The organism is Shimia sp. W99 (assembly GCF_053851455.3).
The window spans coordinates 169,306-187,069 of record NZ_JBSQBU020000001.1; the positions used below are offsets into that span (position 1 = coordinate 169,306).

The following is a 17,764-nucleotide window of genomic DNA, read 5'->3' on the forward strand; positions in this document are numbered from 1 at the left end:
TTCGTATGGGCAGCGTACTGCGGCGGTTCACTGCCGGGGCGGGGTGCAAGTGGCTGATTTTGGGCAGAAACGCATCAGCATTCATAGCGTGAATTTTATATATCAAAAAATAAATTTGCGCGAATGTAACTTCACACTGATGTTCCTACCGAAAACGCAACATGCGTCAGGAGGAGCACCATGACAATTCTCAAATCTCTCGCCATCGCTGGAGTCGTTGCAATCGCCGCGACAACTGCCCAAGCCGAAACCGTTCTGAAACTGGCCACCGCCGCCCCCGAGAAAACCCCGTGGGGGGCGCAGGTCAATCGTCTGGCCGCCGCGATTTCCGAAGAAAGCGAAGGCCGGCTCAAGGTCGAGCCCTATTTCAACTCGCAACTGGGCACGGAAAACGACACGCTTGCGCAGTTGGCGCGCGGGCGCATCGAGATGGGTCTTTTCACCGTGAGCGCCGCCGGTCAGCAGGCGCCCGAAGTTGGCCTGATGCAGCTTTATGGCTATTTTGACGACAATGATCAGCGTGCCTGTGTTCAGGACAAGTACCTGACAGACGAAATCCGCACGCGCCTTGCGCCCAAGGGGGTGTATTTCGGGTCATGGGCCGAAGTCGGCAATGGTTACCTGATGTCGGACCGCGAAATTACCGATGTCGATCAGCTCAAGGGGCTGAAAGTTGGTATTTCCGTCAACAGGATCAACACGGAACACTGGAAAGTCTTTGGCGCAAACCCCGTTCCTCTCAGCCCCGGCGAAGCGGCGTCCTCGGCGTCGACCGGTCTGATTGACGTCTACCCGACGGTCTACACCTTCTACATCCCCTCCGGCCTGAGCAAGATTTTTCCGATCGTGAATGAATACAACTATTCGAACGGCCCCGGCATGTTTGCCGTGAGCCAACGGGTGATGGATCGATTGAGCGACGAGGACCAGGCCGCGATCAAACGGGCGTTCGCCCGCGATGCATTTGCGTCCAAGGCGATCATGGACGAGATCTTTGCCTTCGAAGACAAGATGCGGGCGCTTCACACATCCCAGGGCGGCAAGATCGTGACCCTGACCGACGATCAGGTGGCGGGTATTCGTGGCAAGCTGGCGCCCTGGTGGTCGGCCATGGCCGCAGATTACGGCGCAGATGGCGAAGCCATTCTCCAGTTGATGGAAGAGGCCAAGGCCGCCTGCTCGGGCTGACCAGGTCAACCCTGATCCCACACGAAAAAAAAAGCGCCGCCCCGCGTGAACGGGGCGCCGCATGCGCCACGTGGAAAGCTGATCCCATGACATATCAAACCGTTCCCATGCCCGTGACACGGCTCTTGCAGGTCTGGCACCTGCTGGAACGCTGGGTCGCCGTGATCGCATTTACCCTGATCGGCGTGCTGATCTTTGGCGATGTCGCCGGCCGTGAATTCATCGGTCCCGTGGGCGGGGCACTGGGTTTCGACATGGGGTCGACCGGCATCTATGGCGCCCGCAAGATCTCGCTGTTCCTTCTGGTCATCGGGGCCTTTGCCGGGCTCGGCGTCAGCGTCGCCACCGGCACCCAGATCGTGCCCCGCGTCGCCTTCAAATGGGTGCCCGCAAGCTGGGGGCCGCATGTCGACCGCATCGCCAATGGGCTGAGTGCCGCCGTCTTTCTGGCCGTCGCTTATTACGGCTGGGTTTTTGTCAGCGCCTCGCGTGACATCGGCACCGTGATGCCGGGCCTCGACGTGCCGGTATGGATCTTTCAGGCGGCGATCCCGATCGGCTTCGTCTCGGCGGCCCTGCGCTATGTCATCTTTTTCATCTGGCCCGGCTCGGCCCCCGCACGCGAGGAGATCCCGGAATGAGCGCGCTTGGTCTTCTTGCCCTTGTCTTTGGTCTGCTCATCCTGCGACAGACCCTGACCGTCATCCTTCTGGCCGCGATTGCCTATGTGCACCTTGTCTGGGGGCATGGCTACCTTGACTACATCGTCGAGGATATGTGGACGTCGCTCAACAAGGAGCTGATCCTGTCCGTGCCCCTGTTCCTGTTATGTGGGGCGGTCATGACCGAGGGCACGGCGGCCCGTCGTCTGGTGCGTATCGTGCGCGCCATCACGGCGCCGACACGTGGCGGTCTGGGCGTTGCTGCGATCGTTTCCTGTGCCGTCTTCGCCGCCATTTCCGGCTCGTCCATCGTGACCATGATCGCCGTCGGCTCGGTGCTTTACCCGGCGATGAAGGAAGCGGGGTATACCAACCGTTTCGCCCTTGGCACCGTGGTGTCGGGGGGCACGCTCGGCATCATCATTCCGCCGTCGATCCCGCTCATTCTTTATGGTCTTGTCACCGAAACGTCGATCGTTGACCTGTTCCTTGCCGGGGTCTTGCCCGGACTGGTTCTGATCGCGCTCATGATCGCCTACGTGGTGTGGGCGAACCGCCATCGCCCGGCGCAAAAGATGGACTGGGCGGAACTCTGGGCAGCGCTGCGTGCCGGTATCTGGGCCGCGATGTTCCCGGTGATCCTGCTCGGTGGCATCTATTCGGGATACTACTCGCCCACCGAAAGCGCGGCTGTTGCCCTGGTCTATGCGCTGGTCATCGAATTCTTCGTCCACAAGGAGATGAAGATCCGCGACTATTTCAACGTTGTCACCGAAACTGCCAAGCTTGGCGGCGCGCTGTTCCCGCTGATCGCGGTGGCGCTGTCGCTGAACCTGATCCTGACGGAATACCGCGTGCCCGCGCAGATGGTCGAGATCGCCCAGACGTACCTGACCAACCCCTGGACGATGCTTCTGGTCGTGAACCTGCTCCTGCTGGCCGTAGGGGCCTTCATGACCACGAACGAGGCCATCCTGATCCTTGCCCCGATTCTGATGCCGGTGGCGCAAGCCTATGGTTTTGATCCGGTGCATTTCGGGATCATCATGATCGTGAACCTCGAAATCGGCTACCTGACGCCGCCCGTGGGCATGAACCTGATGGTCGCCATGGTGACATTCAAGGAAAAGTTCAGCGACATCCTCATGGGGGTTCTTCCCTATATCGCGGTGATGATTGTTGGCCTTGCGATCATTGCGTTGGTGCCGTGGCTTTCACTTGGACTGCTGTGATGGGAGCGGTCGTGTCAAACCTGGAACGCCGGGCCGAAAATTTCGGCCAGCTCGACCTCGGCGATCAGGTGCCCGATATCCGCCAATTGCGCAGCGCGTGCCGGGTGAATGCCCCACGCCCGGTAGCTTTCGGCGTCGCGCCACGTGCCAAGAATACAGATGCGATCAGGATCCTCGACGCTGGCATGCAAAGCGCCTTTGATGAAACCGGGGATCGCCGCGGCGCATTCGCTCAGAACACCCCGGTCGTGGAAAATCTGCATGGCCGCCGGGCCCTTCCCGGGCTGAACGCGCACAACAAGAATAGACTGAAACATGGCTGCGCCTTTCTGGGGACAAATTGGGGTAACTGTCATGCCTGAAAAGAACCTAAATGTCCGTCCGACACTAGGGCAAGATAGCGGATCACCCATCCTTTTCCGCAATGCGCGCATTTTTAACGGCAAGGACGAGACCCTGCTGGAAGGGTATGACGTGCTGGTTGCGCAAGGCCGGATTGCAAAGCTTGCCAAAGGAATCGACGCCGATGCCGGGTGGCGCGAAATCGACGCAGAAGGCCGGGTGCTCAGCCCCGGTTTCATAGATGCGCATGCTCATGTCATGTTCCAGATGTCCTTTCCCGAGGCATTTGGATCTGATGAGTTTTACTGGGCTTACAAGGCGACTGCGGCTGCCGAAACCTATCTCATGAATGGTTTTACGACGATCCGGGATGTTGGCGGCAACACCTTCTCGCTCAAGAAGAACATTGATGCCGGCGTGCTGGCCGGTCCTCGCATCTATCCGTCGGGCCCGATGATTTCGCAAACCTCAGGCCATTCGGATCACCGCCAGGACTGTCACAAATGCGCGGCCATCCTGAACGAGCCGTCAGTGCCGATGAAATACCACATGGTTGCCGTGGCCGACGGTCATGACGGCGTTTTGGTCGCCGTGCGCGAGGCATTCCGCCGTGGCGCGTCCCAGATCAAGATCTGTACCACCGGCGGGACGGGGTCATATGCCGACCCGCTGGACGTGACCCAGTTCCTGCCGTCCGAGGTGCAGGCAGCCGTGGCCGCCGCCAAGGATTGGGGCACCTATGTCTGCACCCACGCATATCATGATGAAGGCATCCGGCGCGCCGTTGAGAATGGGGTGCAATGCGTCGAGCATGCCAACCTGGCCACCGAAGCGACCCTGCGCATGATGCAGGAACAAGGCATCTGGCTGTCGCCCCAAGTCATCGTCTACACCAAGCACCCGCTGGGTTACACCGACGACCAGAAGGTCAAGCATGACGAGGCCTATGACGGCATTGACCGGATGATGACCGCCGCCAGGAAGATCGGCTTTGATAAGATCGCCTTTGGTTCGGATATCATCACCGACCCGGAGCTGCTGGCCCGGGTGAATGATGAATTCAAGCTCCGCACAAAATGGTTCACGCCCTTCGAAGTGATGCGCCAGGCAACGGCGCTGTCGGGTGAACTGCTGGCGATGAGCGGCCCGCGCAACCCCTACAAGGGCAAGCTGGGCGTGATTGAGGAAGCGGCCTTTGCCGACCTCCTGCTGATTGACGGCAACCCTCTTGATGACATCGAGATACTGACCCGTCCCGCTGAGACCCTGGACCTGATCATGAAGAACGGCGTGATCCACAAAAACACGCTGCAGCGTTAACCTCTGGAGAAAGACATGTCTGACCAATCTGCCGACTACGCGTACCGCATGCGGTCTCAGGTCTCGATTCCCAAGCTGCTGGAATGCGGAGACGTTGCCCATTGGTGGTGCACCCATATTTCCGAATGCATGCCCACGGCCCTGATCCATTCTCCCCATGCACCGGGCGGGCTTGACGACGCACCGAACGACGCTGTGATGGATATCACCGCCGAGACCTCGTTTGGCACATTGTCCCTGCGCGACTTCCTTGCCCATCCACAAAGCGGGGCGCGTGGCATCGTCGTGATCAAGTCGGGCAAGATCGTTGCCGAAAGTTATCCCGACCTGCGGGCTGATCAGCCGCATCTCTGGGCTTCCTGCGCCAAGCCGACGGCGGGGCTGATGGTTGAACACCTGATCGACGCCGGCCTGATCGACGAAAGCAAGGGGATTGGCACATATGTGGCGGCCCTGCGCGACACGGATTGGGGCACGGTGAGCGTGCGCGACGTGATGGACATGACGCCGGGCATGGATTGCGAAGAGAACGACGAGACCCGCGCGGACCCCGGCTCGAACGCGATCCGAGCCTTCATGGCCGAGTTCAACCACCCGCGCAACGGCCGGGTCGAAACCCTGCTGGAAGTGCTGCAGGCCAGCCGTCGCGTCGCCACCCCCGGCGAAAAATTCGAATACGGGTCGCCCTGCACACAGGTGTTGGTCTATCTCGCCGAAGCCGTTTCCGGATTGCCCTGGGCGGAACTGTTCCGCCGCAATGTCTGGTCTCATATGCGTGCCGATGGCCCGTTCCAGGCCCACCTGACACCGGATGGCGTGGCGCTGGCGCATGGCGTGGTGTCGTCGCGCCTGCGTGACATGGCGCGGTTCGGAATGCTTTACACGCCGAGCTGGTCGCGCGTGGCAACACAACAGGTGGTGGACGATGCCGTGCTGGCCCGCATCCGGTCTGGCGTGCGCGACAGGGCGTTTTTCATGAACGGCTATGACGGTCCGGTTTTTGTCGACAGGCTTGGCGATGACACGATTCTGGGCAATGCCCGCCAGTGGGACTGCATCTGGCCCGATGGCGACCTCTACAAGGGTGGTTTCATGGACCAGGGGCTGTACGTTTCCCCGGATCGGGACCTTGTGATCGCATATTTTTCGACAACGGCCGAGATGCAGCTGACGCGCTACCTGCGCCCGATCGCAACGTCCGACCTTCTCTCCTGATCCCGCCTACGGAGCCATGCCATGACCCAACATGTCCCTGCCAAACGCCTTGAAATGACGCTCGAAGATCGCCTGACCCAGGAAGAGGGCTGGGTCTACATGACTGGCATGCAGGCTCTGGTGCGTCTGCCGATCCAACAGCGCAAGCGCGACGTCGCGGCGGGGTTGAACACCGGCGGCTATATCTCGGGCTATCGCGGCTCTCCTGTTGGGACCTATGACATGAGCCTGTGGCAGGCGGAAGGCGCGCTCAAGGAGCACAACATCGTCTTTCAGCCCGGGCTGAACGAGGACATGGCCGCCACCGCCACTTGGGGCAGCCAGATGGTGGGCCTGTTTCCGGGCGCCAAGGTCGATGGTGTGTTCTCGATCTGGTATGGCAAAGCGCCGGGGCTGGACCGGTCGATGGACCCGATCCGCCATGCCAACCTTGCCGGAACCAACCCAAAGGGCGGCACGCTTTTGCTGGTGGGGGATGATCACGGGGCCAAGTCTTCGACACTGGCCTGCTATTCCGACCTCAACTTCGCTTCTCTCGGCGCGCCGCTTCTGGCCCCGGCAAATGCGCAGGATGTGCTTGATTTTGGCCTGCACGGCATCGCGCTCAGCCGCTATTCCTCGACCTTGGTTGGCATGAAACTGGTCACAGACGTGGTCGAGGGCGGCGGTTCGGTCCACGTTGCGCCCGACAGTCCCAAGATTGCTCTCCCCGAAGGCGATGTGTTCGAAACCGCGATTCGTCCCTTTACCCCGATTCCGGAACAGGAACGGCTGTTGTGGGACGTGAAACTGAAAAAGGTTCTGGCGTATGCCCGCGCCAATAATCTCAACCGGATCAGCGGCGCGGTAGATGCCCGTATCGGCATCATTGCCGCCGGGAAATCATGGCAGGACCTGAACCAGTCACTCTCGGGTCTCGGTTACAAGAACGGCAGGCTGGGCAATTTGCCGACCCGCCTTTTGAAGGTTGGCATGGTCTGGCCGCTGGACGATGCCGCGATACGCGCCTTTGCCAAGGGGCTCGACACTGTGATCGTGGTCGAGGAGAAGCGGCCTCTTCTCGAGGATCAGATCCGCGCGATCCTCTACGGCTCGGACCTTTCCCCACGCATCGTGGGCAAGACTTTCCAGGGCCAGGCCTATGCTTCGGACGCGGGGGACTGTGCCTTTCCCGGACATGGCGAGATCGACCCCAACATGATCACTCGCGTGCTGGTGCGGGTTGCGAAAGAGACCGACGCCGATGCCGGACTGTCACTGCCCAACCCGCCCGAAGCCCCTCCTGCGCTTGGTGCAGGCGCCATGCGCCTTCCGTCCTTCTGTGCGGGCTGTCCGCACGGGCGCTCGACGCAGGTGATCGACGGCAGCCGCGCCCTTGCTGGCATCGGCTGTCATACCATGGCGATGTTGCGCGACCCGATGAAGACCAACTCGGTCTCTCACATGGGCGGCGAAGGCGGCATGTGGCTGGGCCAGTTCCCGTTCACGGACGAAAAGCATGTTTTTGCCAATATGGGCGACGGGACCTATTTCCATTCCGGCCTGATGGCGATCCGCGCGGCGATCGCGGCCAAAGCCACCATGACCTACAAGCTCTTGCATAACGGCTTCGTGTCCATGACGGGCGGTCAGCCCCATGATGGCGAGATCAGCCCAGAACAGATGGTCGAACAACTGCAGGCCGAGGGCGTCGAGCGGATCGCGCTTGTCACCGATGAGACCGGCAAGTTCGAGGGGAAGCCGATTATCGGCGGTGGTGTCACGCTGCACCCGCGGACCGAACTTGAACTGGCACAAAAGGAATTGCGCGAGAAACCCGGTGTCACAGTGCTGATCTATGACCAGCCCTGCGCCACCGAACGCCGTCGTCTTCGCAAACGTGGCAAATGGGTGGATCCTGACAAGCGCGCCTTTATCAACCCGGCGGTCTGCGAAGGATGTGGGGATTGTTCGACCGTGTCTGCCTGTATGGCGATAGAGCCGCTGGAGACCGAATTCGGTCGCAAACGCCAGATCAACCAGTCCTCCTGCAACAAGGACTTCTCCTGTGTCGAAGGGTTCTGTCCGTCCTTCGTAACCGTGACAGGTGCGCAGCCGCGAAAGGCCAAGGCCTCGGATGCCGCAATTGACATCAGCCATCTGCCCATGCCCAGCCCCCGCGCGATTGACGGGTCCTGGTCGATCCTGGTGTCCGGCATCGGCGGGGCAGGGGTTGTAACCGTTGGTCAGACTTTGGCCGTGGCGGCTCATGCCGATGGCTATTTTTCGTCCAACCTCGACATCACCGGGCTGGCGCAGAAATACGGTGCTGTACACAGCCACATCAAGCTGGCTCTGTCCCCGGAAGACATGCGCGCCACCCGGATCGCCACCGGCGAAGCCGACGCGCTGATCGGCTGTGACCTTGTCGTGGCAGCCGGGGACGAGGCGCTCTCAAAGCTCACGCCGGGCAAGTCTGTCGCCGTGACCGACACGACCGTAGTGCCGACCTCGGATTTCTCGAAAAATCCCGATTGGCAACTGAACGGTGCCGAGCAGGTGGAACGGTTGACCCGATTGCTGGGCGACGCGGCAACCGGCATGGATGCACAACACCTTGCCGAAAAGGTCATGGGGGACCGGGTCTTTGCCAACATGCTCCTCATGGGGGCCGCGTGGCAACAAGGCGGCATCCCGCTCTCGCTGGAAGCCATCCACCGCGCGATCGAGCTTAATGGCGTTGCCGTCGACAAGAACAAGCGGGCCTTTGATCTGGGCCGCCTTGCCATGGCCGATCCGCAGGCCGCGGCGGAATTGGCCGGGGACAGTGCACCGATCCTGCTGGAAAGCCGACGCGAAACTCCTCTTGACGATGTCATCGCGCAACGTGTCGCGCAGTTGACCGCCTACAAGAACGCGGCCTTTGCGAAACGCTATTCGGACATGTTGGATCGCGTGTCCGCGGCTGGCCTGTCCGAGGCCGCGCGGCGGGCCGTGGCCAAGGGGTATTACAAGCTGATGGCGGTCAAGGACGAATGGGAGGTCGCACGGCTCTACACCCGTCCCGAGTTCAAGGCGCAGCTTGAAGAGACCTTCGAAGGCGACATGGATCTGACTTTCTATTTCGGCGCATGGCCCTATGGCGGAACCGATCCCAAGACCGGCAAACCGGTCAAAGGTGCTGTCAAAGGCAAGACGGCGATGCGCTTCTTTGGTCTGCTGAACCGCCTGCGCGGTCTGCGCGGCACCGTCTTGGATCCGTTCCGCAACAATGCCGAAGCCAAGCTCGCCCGCAGGCTCCTGTCCGACTACGAGGCCGATATCGATTTTGCGCTGGCCAATTGGTCCGACGCCACTGCGGCTACACTGACCGAGCTTCTCGATCTGCCCGAACACATCCGCGGCTATGGCCACGTGCGAGAACGCCACGCCGAAGCCGCCACAAAACGCCGCGCCGAACTGAAAGCGGCGCTCTCGAACACAGCCGCAAACGCGGCCTGACCGGAAGGACCGGATATGAAACTGAGATCAGACAAGGTCACCGTTGGCGCAATGAATACGGGCGCGCGCGCACTTTGGCGCGCCACCGGTACGCAACCCGAAGAATTCGGCCGCCCGATCATCGGTATCGCCAACTCGTTCACGGAAATGGTGCCCGGCCACGTCCACCTGCAGGCGCTGGGGCGCCTTGTGGCCCGCGAAATCCGCAAGGCAGGGGGGGTGCCGAAAGAGTTCAACACCATCGCCGTGGACGACGGCATTGCCATGGGCCACGAAGGCATGATGTACTCGCTGCCCAGCCGCGAGATTATTGCCGACGCGGTGGAATACATGGCCAACGCCCATGCCATTGACGCGCTGATCTGCCTGTCGAACTGTGACAAGATCACGCCCGCCATGCTGATGGCGGCCAACCGCCTGAACATTCCGACGATCTTTGTCTCGGGCGGGCCGATGGAATCGGGCAAGTTCGACTATCGCGGCAAGCATATGAAGATCGACGCGATCGACACGATCTACGTGGCGGGCGCTGCCGATGCCACGCAGGAAGAGATCGACGCCGTCGAGGAAAGCGCTTGTCCGACCTGTGGCTCTTGCGCGCTGATGGGCACGGCGAACTCGATGAACTGCCTGACCGAGGCGCTGGGCATGGCCCTTCCCGGCAACGGGACCATCGTCGCCACCCATACCGACCGCGAAGACCTGTTCAGAAAGGCCGCGCACCGGATCGTCGATATGGCGCACGCCTATTATCGCGACGGCGATGACAGCGTTTTGCCACGCGCGATCTGTTCGCGCGAGGGGTTGGAAAACGCCGTACGTATGACCATGGCGATTGGCGGATCGACCAACACGATCCTGCATCTTCTGGCTGTGGCGCAGGAAAGCGGCGTCGATTTCACTATCGACGATTTCGATCGGATCAGCCGGGAAACCCCGTGCCTGTGCAAGGTGTCCCCGTCCGCGCATGAAGTCTTTATCGAGGACATGCACCGCGCCGGGGGCGTCATGGCCGTAGCCAGCGAATTGCTCAAGGCCGGGCTCTACAACGCGGATAACCCGACCGCGCTGGGACAGCCCGTGTCGGCCTATTGTGGCGACTGGGACATTACCAATCCGGACAATGACGAGGCCCGCAAGTTGTTCTCGGCCGGTCCGGGCGGTATCCGCTCGATCAAGGCATTCTCGCAGTCGAGCCGCTTCAAATCGCTCGACACCGACCGCGAGAACGGCGTCATCCGCAGCGCCGAACACGCCTTTACCAAGGATGGCGGCTTGGCCGTTTTGCGCGGCAACCTTGCCCCTGACAGCTGTGTTGTGAAATCGGCGGGGGTGCCAGAGGCGCTCTGGCAATTCCGGGGCACCGCGATTGTCAGCGAAAGCATGGAAGAAGCGCTGGAAAAGATTCAGAACGGCACCGTGCAAGCGGGCCACGTGGTCGTGATCCGCTACGAGGGGCCGCGCGGCGGGCCGGGGATGCGCGAGATGCTCACCCCCACGGGAATGCTTAGGGCGCGTGGGCTGGGTGACAAAGCCGCCCTGATCACCGACGGGCGCTTCTCGGGCGCAACCTCTGGACTGTCCGTAGGCCATGTCTCGCCCGAAGCCGCCTCGGGGGGGGTGATCGCACTCGTTGAGGACGGCGATCCGATTGAATTCGACATCCCGAACCGCAGCGTTACCCTCGATGTGCCGCAGGAAGAACTCGACCACCGCCGCGCCGAGATGAATGCGCGCGGTGACAAGGCGTGGCGCCCCGCGACGCGCCAGCGTGACGTGTCCACATCCTTGCGGGTTTATGGGCTGATGGCATCCTCCGCCGACAAGGGCGGCGCGCGTGACACCGAACGCCTTGCCCGGCTGGAACGGCTTTCGGCAGAAGGATAAAGACGCAATGAGCATCACAGTCACCCTGTCGCGTGCCCTTCCGTTCCCGGCGATCGAGGCCGGAGGGCAGGGCGTGACCTTCCTGCCCGTGGACACCGTGCGGGACATTCCACAGGGCACGCGGGTGCATGTCACCACGGCGCTTGATCCCCTGGGCGACGAGGCGATTGCCGCGCTGCCCGATAGCGTCGGCCTGATCGCAAATATCGGCGTGGGCATCGACAATATCGACCGTGATGCCGCCCGCGCGCGCGGCATTGCCGTTTCAAACACGCCGGTCGTGACCGAGGATACGGCAGACCTCGCCTTTGCCCTGATCCTCGCCGCCAGTCGCCGGGTTGGCGAAGGGGAGCGCTTTCTGCGCGCAGGCCAATGGTCTCAATCCGGGGCGGGGGCGCCTTTGGGAACGCGCGTTCACGGCAAGACGCTAGGCCTGATCGGGTTTGGCGAGATCGCCCAGGCTGTGGCCCGCCGGGCCGCCGGGTTCGGCATGGCGATCCGCTACTGGAATCGTACCCGGCGCCCCGAGGCAGAGGCCGCGACAGGCGCAGAATACGTGGAGACGTTGCAGGCGCTTATGGTCGGAGCAGACATCCTGTCGGTACACACCGCGCTGACGCCTGATACCCGCAACCTGATCGGGGCGGACGCGCTTGCCGCAGCCCGCAAGGGGGCCATCCTGATCAACACCGCGCGCGGCGGGATCGTGGATGAGGATGCCCTGTGCGACGCACTCGAACAAGGCCACATTGCAGCTGCTGGACTCGACGTGTTTGACGGCGAACCGCAGGTATCGCCGCGCCTGCGGGATCGCGAAGACGTTGTTCTGACACCGCATATCGGCAGCGCCACGGTGGAATGCCGCACCGACATGGTGCGCCGCGTCCTCGCCAATATCGTCGCCTTTCTCGAAACCGGCACCCCGCGTGATCCGGTCTGATCCCGACCTTTCAATCGGAGCCCCGCCATGCCAACGATGAACCTCGTCCCGGTCACCAGCAATGACTATCGCCGGCTTGCCGAACGCCGGATGCCCAGACCGCTTTTCGACTATGTAGATGGCGGGGCCTATGGCGAGGGGACGCTGGCCCGCAACATCAGCGATTTTGCCCGGATTTCTCCGCTGCAAAGGGTCATGCGCGATGTCTCCGGGGTGGACACGGCAACCGCGATGGTCGGCACCGATTGCACCTTGCCGGTTTCGCTTGCCCCGGTCGGCATGTGCGGCATGTTCGCCCGCCGCGCCGAAGTACAGGCCAAGCGTGCCGCAGACACGGTAGGCGTGCCGCTGACCCTGTCGACCATGTCGATCTGTTCTTTGGAGGAGGTTGCCGCCGTCTCGGACAAACCGTTCTGGTTTCAGCTCTACATGCTGCGTGACCGCAAGATTGTCGAGGAACTGCTGAACCGCGCCTGGGCGGTTGGCGTCCGTACGCTTGTCTTTACCGTGGACCTCGCCGTGGTAGGCGAGCGGCACCGCGACACCCGCAACGGAATCGCGGGAGGGGCCTCGCCATGGGGCCGGTTGCGCGCCGGTCCGCTGTCATACCTGACGCATCCGCAATGGCTGGTCGATGTCGGGCTGCGCGGCAAACCGCACTTGTTTGGCAATCTTGCAGAATACGTCCCCGCCGCCACCAGCCTGCCCGAGTATCGCGACTGGGTCGGTCGCCAGTTCGATCCGTCGGTGACATGGGAAGACATCGCTTGGTTACGCGGCATCTGGAACGGCAAACTGGTCATCAAGGGGGTCCTGTCGCCCGACGACGCCGACAGCGCGGTGAATGTCGGGGCGGACGCAGTGATCGTGTCGAACCACGGCGGGCGCCAGCTTGACGGTGTTTCCTCGTCTATTTCGGCCCTGCCTGCTGTGGCCGACAAACTTGCCGGGCGCGCCGAGGTGATGATGGATGGCGGGGTGCGCAGCGGGCTTGACGTGTTCAGGGCGCGTGCACTGGGCGCGCAAGGGGTGATGATCGGCCGTCCCTGGGCCTATGCCGTGGCCGCTCGCGGCGAATTTGGCGTGGCCAGTCTTCTGGGTGCCTTCAAGCGCGAGATCGAAGTTGCCATGGCGCTGTGCGGTGTGACCCGCATGACGGACGTCACCGGGGACCTTGTGCAGGTGAAAGACCTTTGAAATCGACGCGGCCCCTGTCTGCGTGAAAATCAGCATTACCCAGTTCCGACCCGCTCGGGAACAACCCGCTCTGGAACAAAAAGCGCAGGATTGTTTCAAAGGATGCGGGAAGTTGCCTGATCCAACTTGACGCCCGAAATTCAATGCAATCGTACCCATCCTCGTTGAGCGGGTGTTGTGTAGTGGTAAGACCTTAGGGTCAGAACCAATTGATTTCCGCGTTGGTGCATGATTTACGGTTCGATAAACGAGCGGTGACCATGTCTGATCTTTTCTGGCTCACAGATGCGCAGATGGCGCGTCTTGAACCCTTCTTCCCCAAGTCCCACGGTAAGTCACGCGTTGATGATCGACGTGTGTTGAGCGGCATTATCTTCATCAATCGCAATGGGTTGAGATGGCGCGACTCTCCCACCGCCTATGGCCCACACAAAAGACCCTCTATAACCGTTGGAAGCGGTGGAGCGACAAGGACATCTTCGCCCAGATGACGGCAGGTCTGGCAGCCGACCACGGCGAAGAGAAGACTGTGATGATTGATGCCTCCCACCTGAAGGCCCACCATACCGCGACCAGTTTGGGCGTCAAAAAAGGGGGCGAGGACGCCTGATCGGTCGCACCAATGGCGGCATGAACACCAAGTTGCATGCCATCTGCGACAGCCTGGGACGTCCGTTCAACCTGTTCGTCGCCGCCGGTCAGGTCAGCGACTACATCGGCGCACGAGCATTACTGAGCAGCCTGCCGGATGTCGATTGGCTGCTCGGGGATCGCGGCTATGACGCCGATTGGTTTCGGGAAGCGTTGAAAGACAAAGGGATACGCGCCTGCATCTCTGGCCGGAAGCAGCGGAAGAAACCCGTAAAGCACGACAAGCGTAGTTACAAACGGCGCAACCGAATCGAAATCATGTTCGGCAGATTGAAGGACTGGCGGCGCGCGATGCGGAGAACGGCTGGCCGTGCCTGAACAACTAGCCGGGTTGGTTGACCAGCGATCACGACAGGGCGTGGAAGCCAAAAATGCATGTCAGGCCTACTTTGCCAGAGAGGGGATCGTCTTGCCCGGGTTCAGGATGCCATTCGGATCCAGAGCGTTGCGAATGGTCCGCATAAGGGCGATGGCAGGTGCGGATTTGCCCATTTCGAACCAGGGCAACTTATCCACGCCAATGCCGTGCTCGGCTGAGATACACCCATCCATCGCCGTGACACGGTTGTAGACCACGGTGGTGATTTCAGTTTTTTGAAGCACCGTGTCCGGACCGATGGTCACAACGATATGCAGATTGTTGTCACCCATGTGCCCAAAGCGCGCAAAGCGGGTTTCCGGCCATTTGGCCTTCAATTCCCTGTCCAGCTCTTCAACGCAAGCTCCCATGCTGGAAACCGGCAGCGAAACATCGAAGGCCAGCAAAGGCGCCAGGGTTCGTATGATGGCTTCAATGTCGTTGCGGATAGCCCACATTCCCTGACGATCGGCTTCGGAAGCAGCGATCGCCATGTCCTCGACAAGACCGTCTTCGTAAAGCTCGGCCATTGCTGTTTCGAAGGCTTCGGGGTCCCGGGCCGTACCTGTTTCGCTTTCAAACAGAAGATAGATGCCTTGGGATACCGGCAAGGGAAGCCGCCCGGTCCGGTGACTCGTGGTCATCTCATAGACCTCGGGCCACATCACCTCGAAGGCCGTCAGATCATTGCCAAGAGCCTTTTCAACGCGGTTCCTCAACTCCACCGCCGAAGCAAAATCAGGAATGAGAGCGAAGGCGGTGTTGACGATCGGCAACTGCGGGCGAAGGCGAAGTTGAACGCGTGTAATGATGCCAAGCGTTCCTTCGGCGCCGATGAACAGGTGCTTCAGGTCATAGCCTGTATTGTTCTTGATCATCGAGTTGGACAGATCGAGGATCTGCCCCGTAGCCGTAACCACCTCAATCCCCAGAACCTGCTCGCGCATCATGCCAAAGCGAAACGCCTTTTCACCCCCGGCATTGGTCGAGATCAAGCCACCAATCGTGGCGCTTCCGCGCGCGCCAAGGTCAACCGGGAACGAGAGGCCGGCGTCTTCCGCAGCTTGGTGAAGATTTTGCAACACTACTCCCGCCTGAACCGTTGCCACTCGATTGACGGAATCGATGTTTTCGATCCGGTTCATCAGTTCCAGTGACAGGTAGAGTTCCTTGCCGGTGTGCCGCAGACCCCCAACCAAACCTGTGCTGCCGCCCATCGGGATGACAGGCGTTTTGAGTGCCGAGCAGATTTCCAACGCCTTGGCCAGTTCCTGGCTGTCGCGCGGACGCAGGATGGGGACAGGCGGCATTGCCTCTCCGGTGACCGAGATCAGGCGCCCCTCAGCGTCTTCGGGCTTGACGATGCGGTCCTCGCCAATTTGCGCTGAAATGACCTCACAAACCGTGGTCCACATGGGTCAGTTTTTCTTGTCGGTTTCTGGAATTGCGGCGATGGCCTCGATCTCGACCAAAGCACCGGGGATGGCCAGGGCAGAAGTCACTGTAGAACGCGCGGGGAAGGCTTCGCCGAATGCCTCGGCATAGGCGGCATTGAACTCGGCGAAGTTTGCCAGATCGGTCAGCCATACGGTTGTCTTGGCAACATCGGCAAGAGTCGCACCGGCCGCGGCCAGAACTGCTTCCAAATTGGCGATCGCTTGGCGGGTCTGTGCCCCGACGCGGCCTTCGACCAGCTTGAAGTTAGCATCTACGCCCAAGGCGCCGGAACAGAAGATCAGGTTGCCGACGCGAGTGGCCGGAACAAGAGGCACCTTCGCGCCGTTGGGAAGAACGGGGGGCGTGCCGATGCGATGTACACTCATGATGCTTTCCTTCACTTGAACGGGTTTTCGACTTTTGGCCAGAAATTCCCGTCACGTTTGGTAAAGGGAATGATGGTCATGTCGGGCGTCACCGTGCCGGGCGTGCGGACATGGATCACCTGCGGGCTGATGACCTGGAAATTCTGGTAGAAGTGGTTGGTGGATTTCGGAATGAGAGCGCGCATCTCGCTGATGTCGATCCCGAGTTCGGTATAGACTGAGGGTGAGAAGTTCTGGGTCCGGAGCGACGAGACGACCAGGTGCACACCGTCGGCATCCAGCCAGACACCCGTACCCATGGGCATGTGAGATTCGCCCATCTTCTGGATCATGTTCTCGCGGATGGCGCGAACGTTCACATCCAGATCGACGGCCTCTCCGGATTCCTTGCAGATCTTGCCGCCAAGGCGCACTTTCATGCGGGCACCGACACCAGCATCCTGGCACATGGTCACCAGCACCGGATCCCAGAAGATGCCGTGGGCAATATCCTTCATCCCGCGCTTGAGGATCTCTTGCAGGAAGAACGTGGAATCCGCAGGAGCGCCACCACCTGCATTATCGCCCATATCGGCCAAGATGACCGGAAACTCGGTTGCCGCATCCACCATGTCCAACGCCGTCGGGATATCGGGATAGCTCATCCGCAGACCTTCGCGGATATCCCACAGCTTGTCGGCAAACTCTTTGGCCGCGCTGGCAGCTTTGTCGGCGTCGTCATCGGCAATCACCAGCGTCTTGGCGCCCACATCGGCGACGTCGGCCCAGGGAAACCCGTGGGTCAGCGATACGGACAGAACACCATCCTTGCCCTCGGCGTCCTTCATCGCGTGCACATAGGTTTGCGCGGGTTCCTTCATGGTTTCGATGATGGTCAGCATCCTGCAGTCATGCGTGCGCATCACGGGCTTTGTTTTGCCCTCGGCGGCATCGGCGGCCATTGCGAACAGCTCACGCGCTCGCTCGGGAGCGTCGACATGGGGATATTCCTTGTAGTTGATGATCAGCGTCGCATTGTCGAGCATGGTCTGGGTCAGGTGGTTGTGCGGGTCAAGCTCGAGCCCGATCACTTTGTCCGACCCCATGATCGCGCGGGCGCGGCTCATCATGTCGCCTTCGCAATCGTCGTAGCCGTCGGCGACCATGGCGCCATGCATCGACATCAGAAGAACGTCGGGCTGATGTTTCTCGATGTCCGCAAGGATCTCGTCGCGAAACTCTTCGTAGACGGCGCGCACGGTGGTCCCAGCGGGTTGCGCGGCGGCGGACAGGCTTTCGACAACTTCCCAGCCTTTTTCCTCGCCCATGCGGCGCCATTCATGCAGGGGTGCCGTGAACAGGTTCCCCGGCAGTTTCGTCGCCTCGCGCGAGATCATGGCCGCGTCGAAGGCAAGCCGCCCTGTGGGCATCGGTGAAAACGTGTTGGTTTCCGTAGCAAGGCAGGCAATCAGAAGCTTCATTGCGTTCTA

At 61.1% G+C, this 17,764-nt stretch carries 13 protein-coding genes and 1 pseudogene; 10 read left to right on the forward strand and 4 right to left on the reverse strand.

The genetic code is table 11. The features are described 5' to 3' along the window. Positions 1 to 180: 180 nt before the first annotated feature. The 3 genes from ACS3QZ_RS00795 to ACS3QZ_RS00805 all read left to right on the forward strand — a co-directional run bounded on the left by ACS3QZ_RS00795 (position 181) and on the right by ACS3QZ_RS00805 (position 3,082). The gene (locus ACS3QZ_RS00795) at positions 181 to 1,188 is read left to right on the forward strand and encodes a TRAP transporter substrate-binding protein (RefSeq protein ID WP_456036124.1); all 1,008 of its coding nucleotides are present in this window, start codon (positions 181 to 183) and stop codon (positions 1,186 to 1,188) included. An 86-nt stretch (positions 1,189 to 1,274) separates the two neighbouring features. Next, complete coding sequence (locus ACS3QZ_RS00800; RefSeq protein ID WP_456036125.1) at positions 1,275 to 1,829, forward strand: TRAP transporter small permease; 555 nt, start codon at positions 1,275 to 1,277, stop codon at positions 1,827 to 1,829. Further along, a complete protein-coding gene (locus tag ACS3QZ_RS00805; protein WP_456036126.1) occupies positions 1,826 to 3,082 on the forward strand; it encodes a TRAP transporter large permease in 1,257 nt (418 codons plus the stop codon). Before ACS3QZ_RS00800 ends, ACS3QZ_RS00805 begins: the two co-directional genes overlap by 4 nt. A 14-nt stretch (positions 3,083 to 3,096) precedes the next feature. On the opposite strand, the gene ACS3QZ_RS00810 is transcribed toward ACS3QZ_RS00805, so the two are convergent. After that, positions 3,097 to 3,399 (reverse strand): antibiotic biosynthesis monooxygenase family protein, encoded by a 303-nt coding sequence (locus ACS3QZ_RS00810; RefSeq protein WP_456036127.1) that lies wholly within the window; start codon positions 3,397 to 3,399, stop codon positions 3,097 to 3,099. Between the two features lie 37 nt (positions 3,400 to 3,436). On the opposite strand from ACS3QZ_RS00810, the gene ACS3QZ_RS00815 reads away from it, so the two are divergent. From ACS3QZ_RS00815 to ACS3QZ_RS00845, 7 genes and pseudogenes are all read left to right on the forward strand, one after another. Then, a complete protein-coding gene (locus ACS3QZ_RS00815) occupies positions 3,437 to 4,744 on the forward strand; it encodes a metal-dependent hydrolase family protein (RefSeq protein WP_456036128.1) in 1,308 nt (435 codons plus the stop codon). A 15-nt stretch (positions 4,745 to 4,759) separates the two neighbouring features. Further along, positions 4,760 to 5,959: a serine hydrolase domain-containing protein gene (locus ACS3QZ_RS00820; RefSeq protein WP_456036129.1), complete on the forward strand. Its 1,200-nt coding sequence runs from the start codon at positions 4,760 to 4,762 to the stop codon at positions 5,957 to 5,959. A gap of 21 nt (positions 5,960 to 5,980) precedes the next feature. Then, complete coding sequence (locus ACS3QZ_RS00825; RefSeq protein ID WP_456036130.1) at positions 5,981 to 9,439, forward strand: indolepyruvate ferredoxin oxidoreductase family protein; 3,459 nt, start codon at positions 5,981 to 5,983, stop codon at positions 9,437 to 9,439. Positions 9,440 to 9,454: 15 nt separating this feature from the next. Then, positions 9,455 to 11,326 carry a dihydroxy-acid dehydratase gene (ilvD, locus tag ACS3QZ_RS00830; protein ID WP_456036131.1) on the forward strand — a complete coding sequence of 624 codons (1,872 nt, stop codon included), beginning with the start codon at positions 9,455 to 9,457 and terminating at the stop codon, positions 11,324 to 11,326. A gap of 7 nt (positions 11,327 to 11,333) precedes the next feature. Continuing rightward, positions 11,334 to 12,266, forward strand: coding sequence for a 2-hydroxyacid dehydrogenase (locus ACS3QZ_RS00835; protein ID WP_456036132.1), 933 nt, complete (start codon positions 11,334 to 11,336; stop codon positions 12,264 to 12,266). Positions 12,267 to 12,293: 27 nt separating this feature from the next. Next, the gene (locus ACS3QZ_RS00840; RefSeq protein WP_456036133.1) at positions 12,294 to 13,463 is read left to right on the forward strand and encodes an L-lactate dehydrogenase; all 1,170 of its coding nucleotides are present in this window, start codon (positions 12,294 to 12,296) and stop codon (positions 13,461 to 13,463) included. 260 nt (positions 13,464 to 13,723) lie between these two features. After that, positions 13,724 to 14,414: pseudogene (locus ACS3QZ_RS00845) on the forward strand (IS5 family transposase); the annotation flags it as partial. Positions 14,415 to 14,498: 84 nt separating this feature from the next. Here ACS3QZ_RS00845 and ACS3QZ_RS00850 read toward each other — a convergent pair. From ACS3QZ_RS00850 to ACS3QZ_RS00860, 3 genes are read right to left on the reverse strand one after another with little or no spacing between them, the layout of a single operon-like run. After that, positions 14,499 to 15,887 carry an FAD-binding oxidoreductase gene (locus ACS3QZ_RS00850; RefSeq protein WP_456036134.1) on the reverse strand — a complete coding sequence of 463 codons (1,389 nt, stop codon included), beginning with the start codon at positions 15,885 to 15,887 and terminating at the stop codon, positions 14,499 to 14,501. Positions 15,888 to 15,890: 3 nt separating this feature from the next. Further along, positions 15,891 to 16,295, reverse strand: coding sequence for a RidA family protein (locus ACS3QZ_RS00855; protein ID WP_456036135.1), 405 nt, complete (start codon positions 16,293 to 16,295; stop codon positions 15,891 to 15,893). 11 nt (positions 16,296 to 16,306) lie between these two features. Continuing rightward, positions 16,307 to 17,755 carry a M81 family metallopeptidase gene (locus ACS3QZ_RS00860; RefSeq protein ID WP_456036136.1) on the reverse strand — a complete coding sequence of 483 codons (1,449 nt, stop codon included), beginning with the start codon at positions 17,753 to 17,755 and terminating at the stop codon, positions 16,307 to 16,309. Positions 17,756 to 17,764: the final 9 nt, after the last annotated feature.

Coding starts and splice junctions, on each gene's coding strand:
- ACS3QZ_RS00795 (WP_456036124.1), top strand. CDS start 181: ATGACAATTCTCAAATCTCTCGCCATCGCTGGAGTCGTTGCAATCGCC.
- ACS3QZ_RS00800 (WP_456036125.1), top strand. CDS start 1,275: ATGACATATCAAACCGTTCCCATGCCCGTGACACGGCTCTTGCAGGTC.
- ACS3QZ_RS00805 (WP_456036126.1), top strand. CDS start 1,826: ATGAGCGCGCTTGGTCTTCTTGCCCTTGTCTTTGGTCTGCTCATCCTG.
- ACS3QZ_RS00810 (WP_456036127.1), bottom strand. CDS start 3,399: ATGTTTCAGTCTATTCTTGTTGTGCGCGTTCAGCCCGGGAAGGGCCCG.
- ACS3QZ_RS00815 (WP_456036128.1), top strand. CDS start 3,437: ATGCCTGAAAAGAACCTAAATGTCCGTCCGACACTAGGGCAAGATAGC.
- ACS3QZ_RS00820 (WP_456036129.1), top strand. CDS start 4,760: ATGTCTGACCAATCTGCCGACTACGCGTACCGCATGCGGTCTCAGGTC.
- ACS3QZ_RS00825 (WP_456036130.1), top strand. CDS start 5,981: ATGACCCAACATGTCCCTGCCAAACGCCTTGAAATGACGCTCGAAGAT.
- ilvD (WP_456036131.1), top strand. CDS start 9,455: ATGAAACTGAGATCAGACAAGGTCACCGTTGGCGCAATGAATACGGGC.
- ACS3QZ_RS00835 (WP_456036132.1), top strand. CDS start 11,334: ATGAGCATCACAGTCACCCTGTCGCGTGCCCTTCCGTTCCCGGCGATC.
- ACS3QZ_RS00840 (WP_456036133.1), top strand. CDS start 12,294: ATGCCAACGATGAACCTCGTCCCGGTCACCAGCAATGACTATCGCCGG.
- ACS3QZ_RS00850 (WP_456036134.1), bottom strand. CDS start 15,887: ATGTGGACCACGGTTTGTGAGGTCATTTCAGCGCAAATTGGCGAGGAC.
- ACS3QZ_RS00855 (WP_456036135.1), bottom strand. CDS start 16,295: ATGAGTGTACATCGCATCGGCACGCCCCCCGTTCTTCCCAACGGCGCG.
- ACS3QZ_RS00860 (WP_456036136.1), bottom strand. CDS start 17,755: ATGAAGCTTCTGATTGCCTGCCTTGCTACGGAAACCAACACGTTTTCA.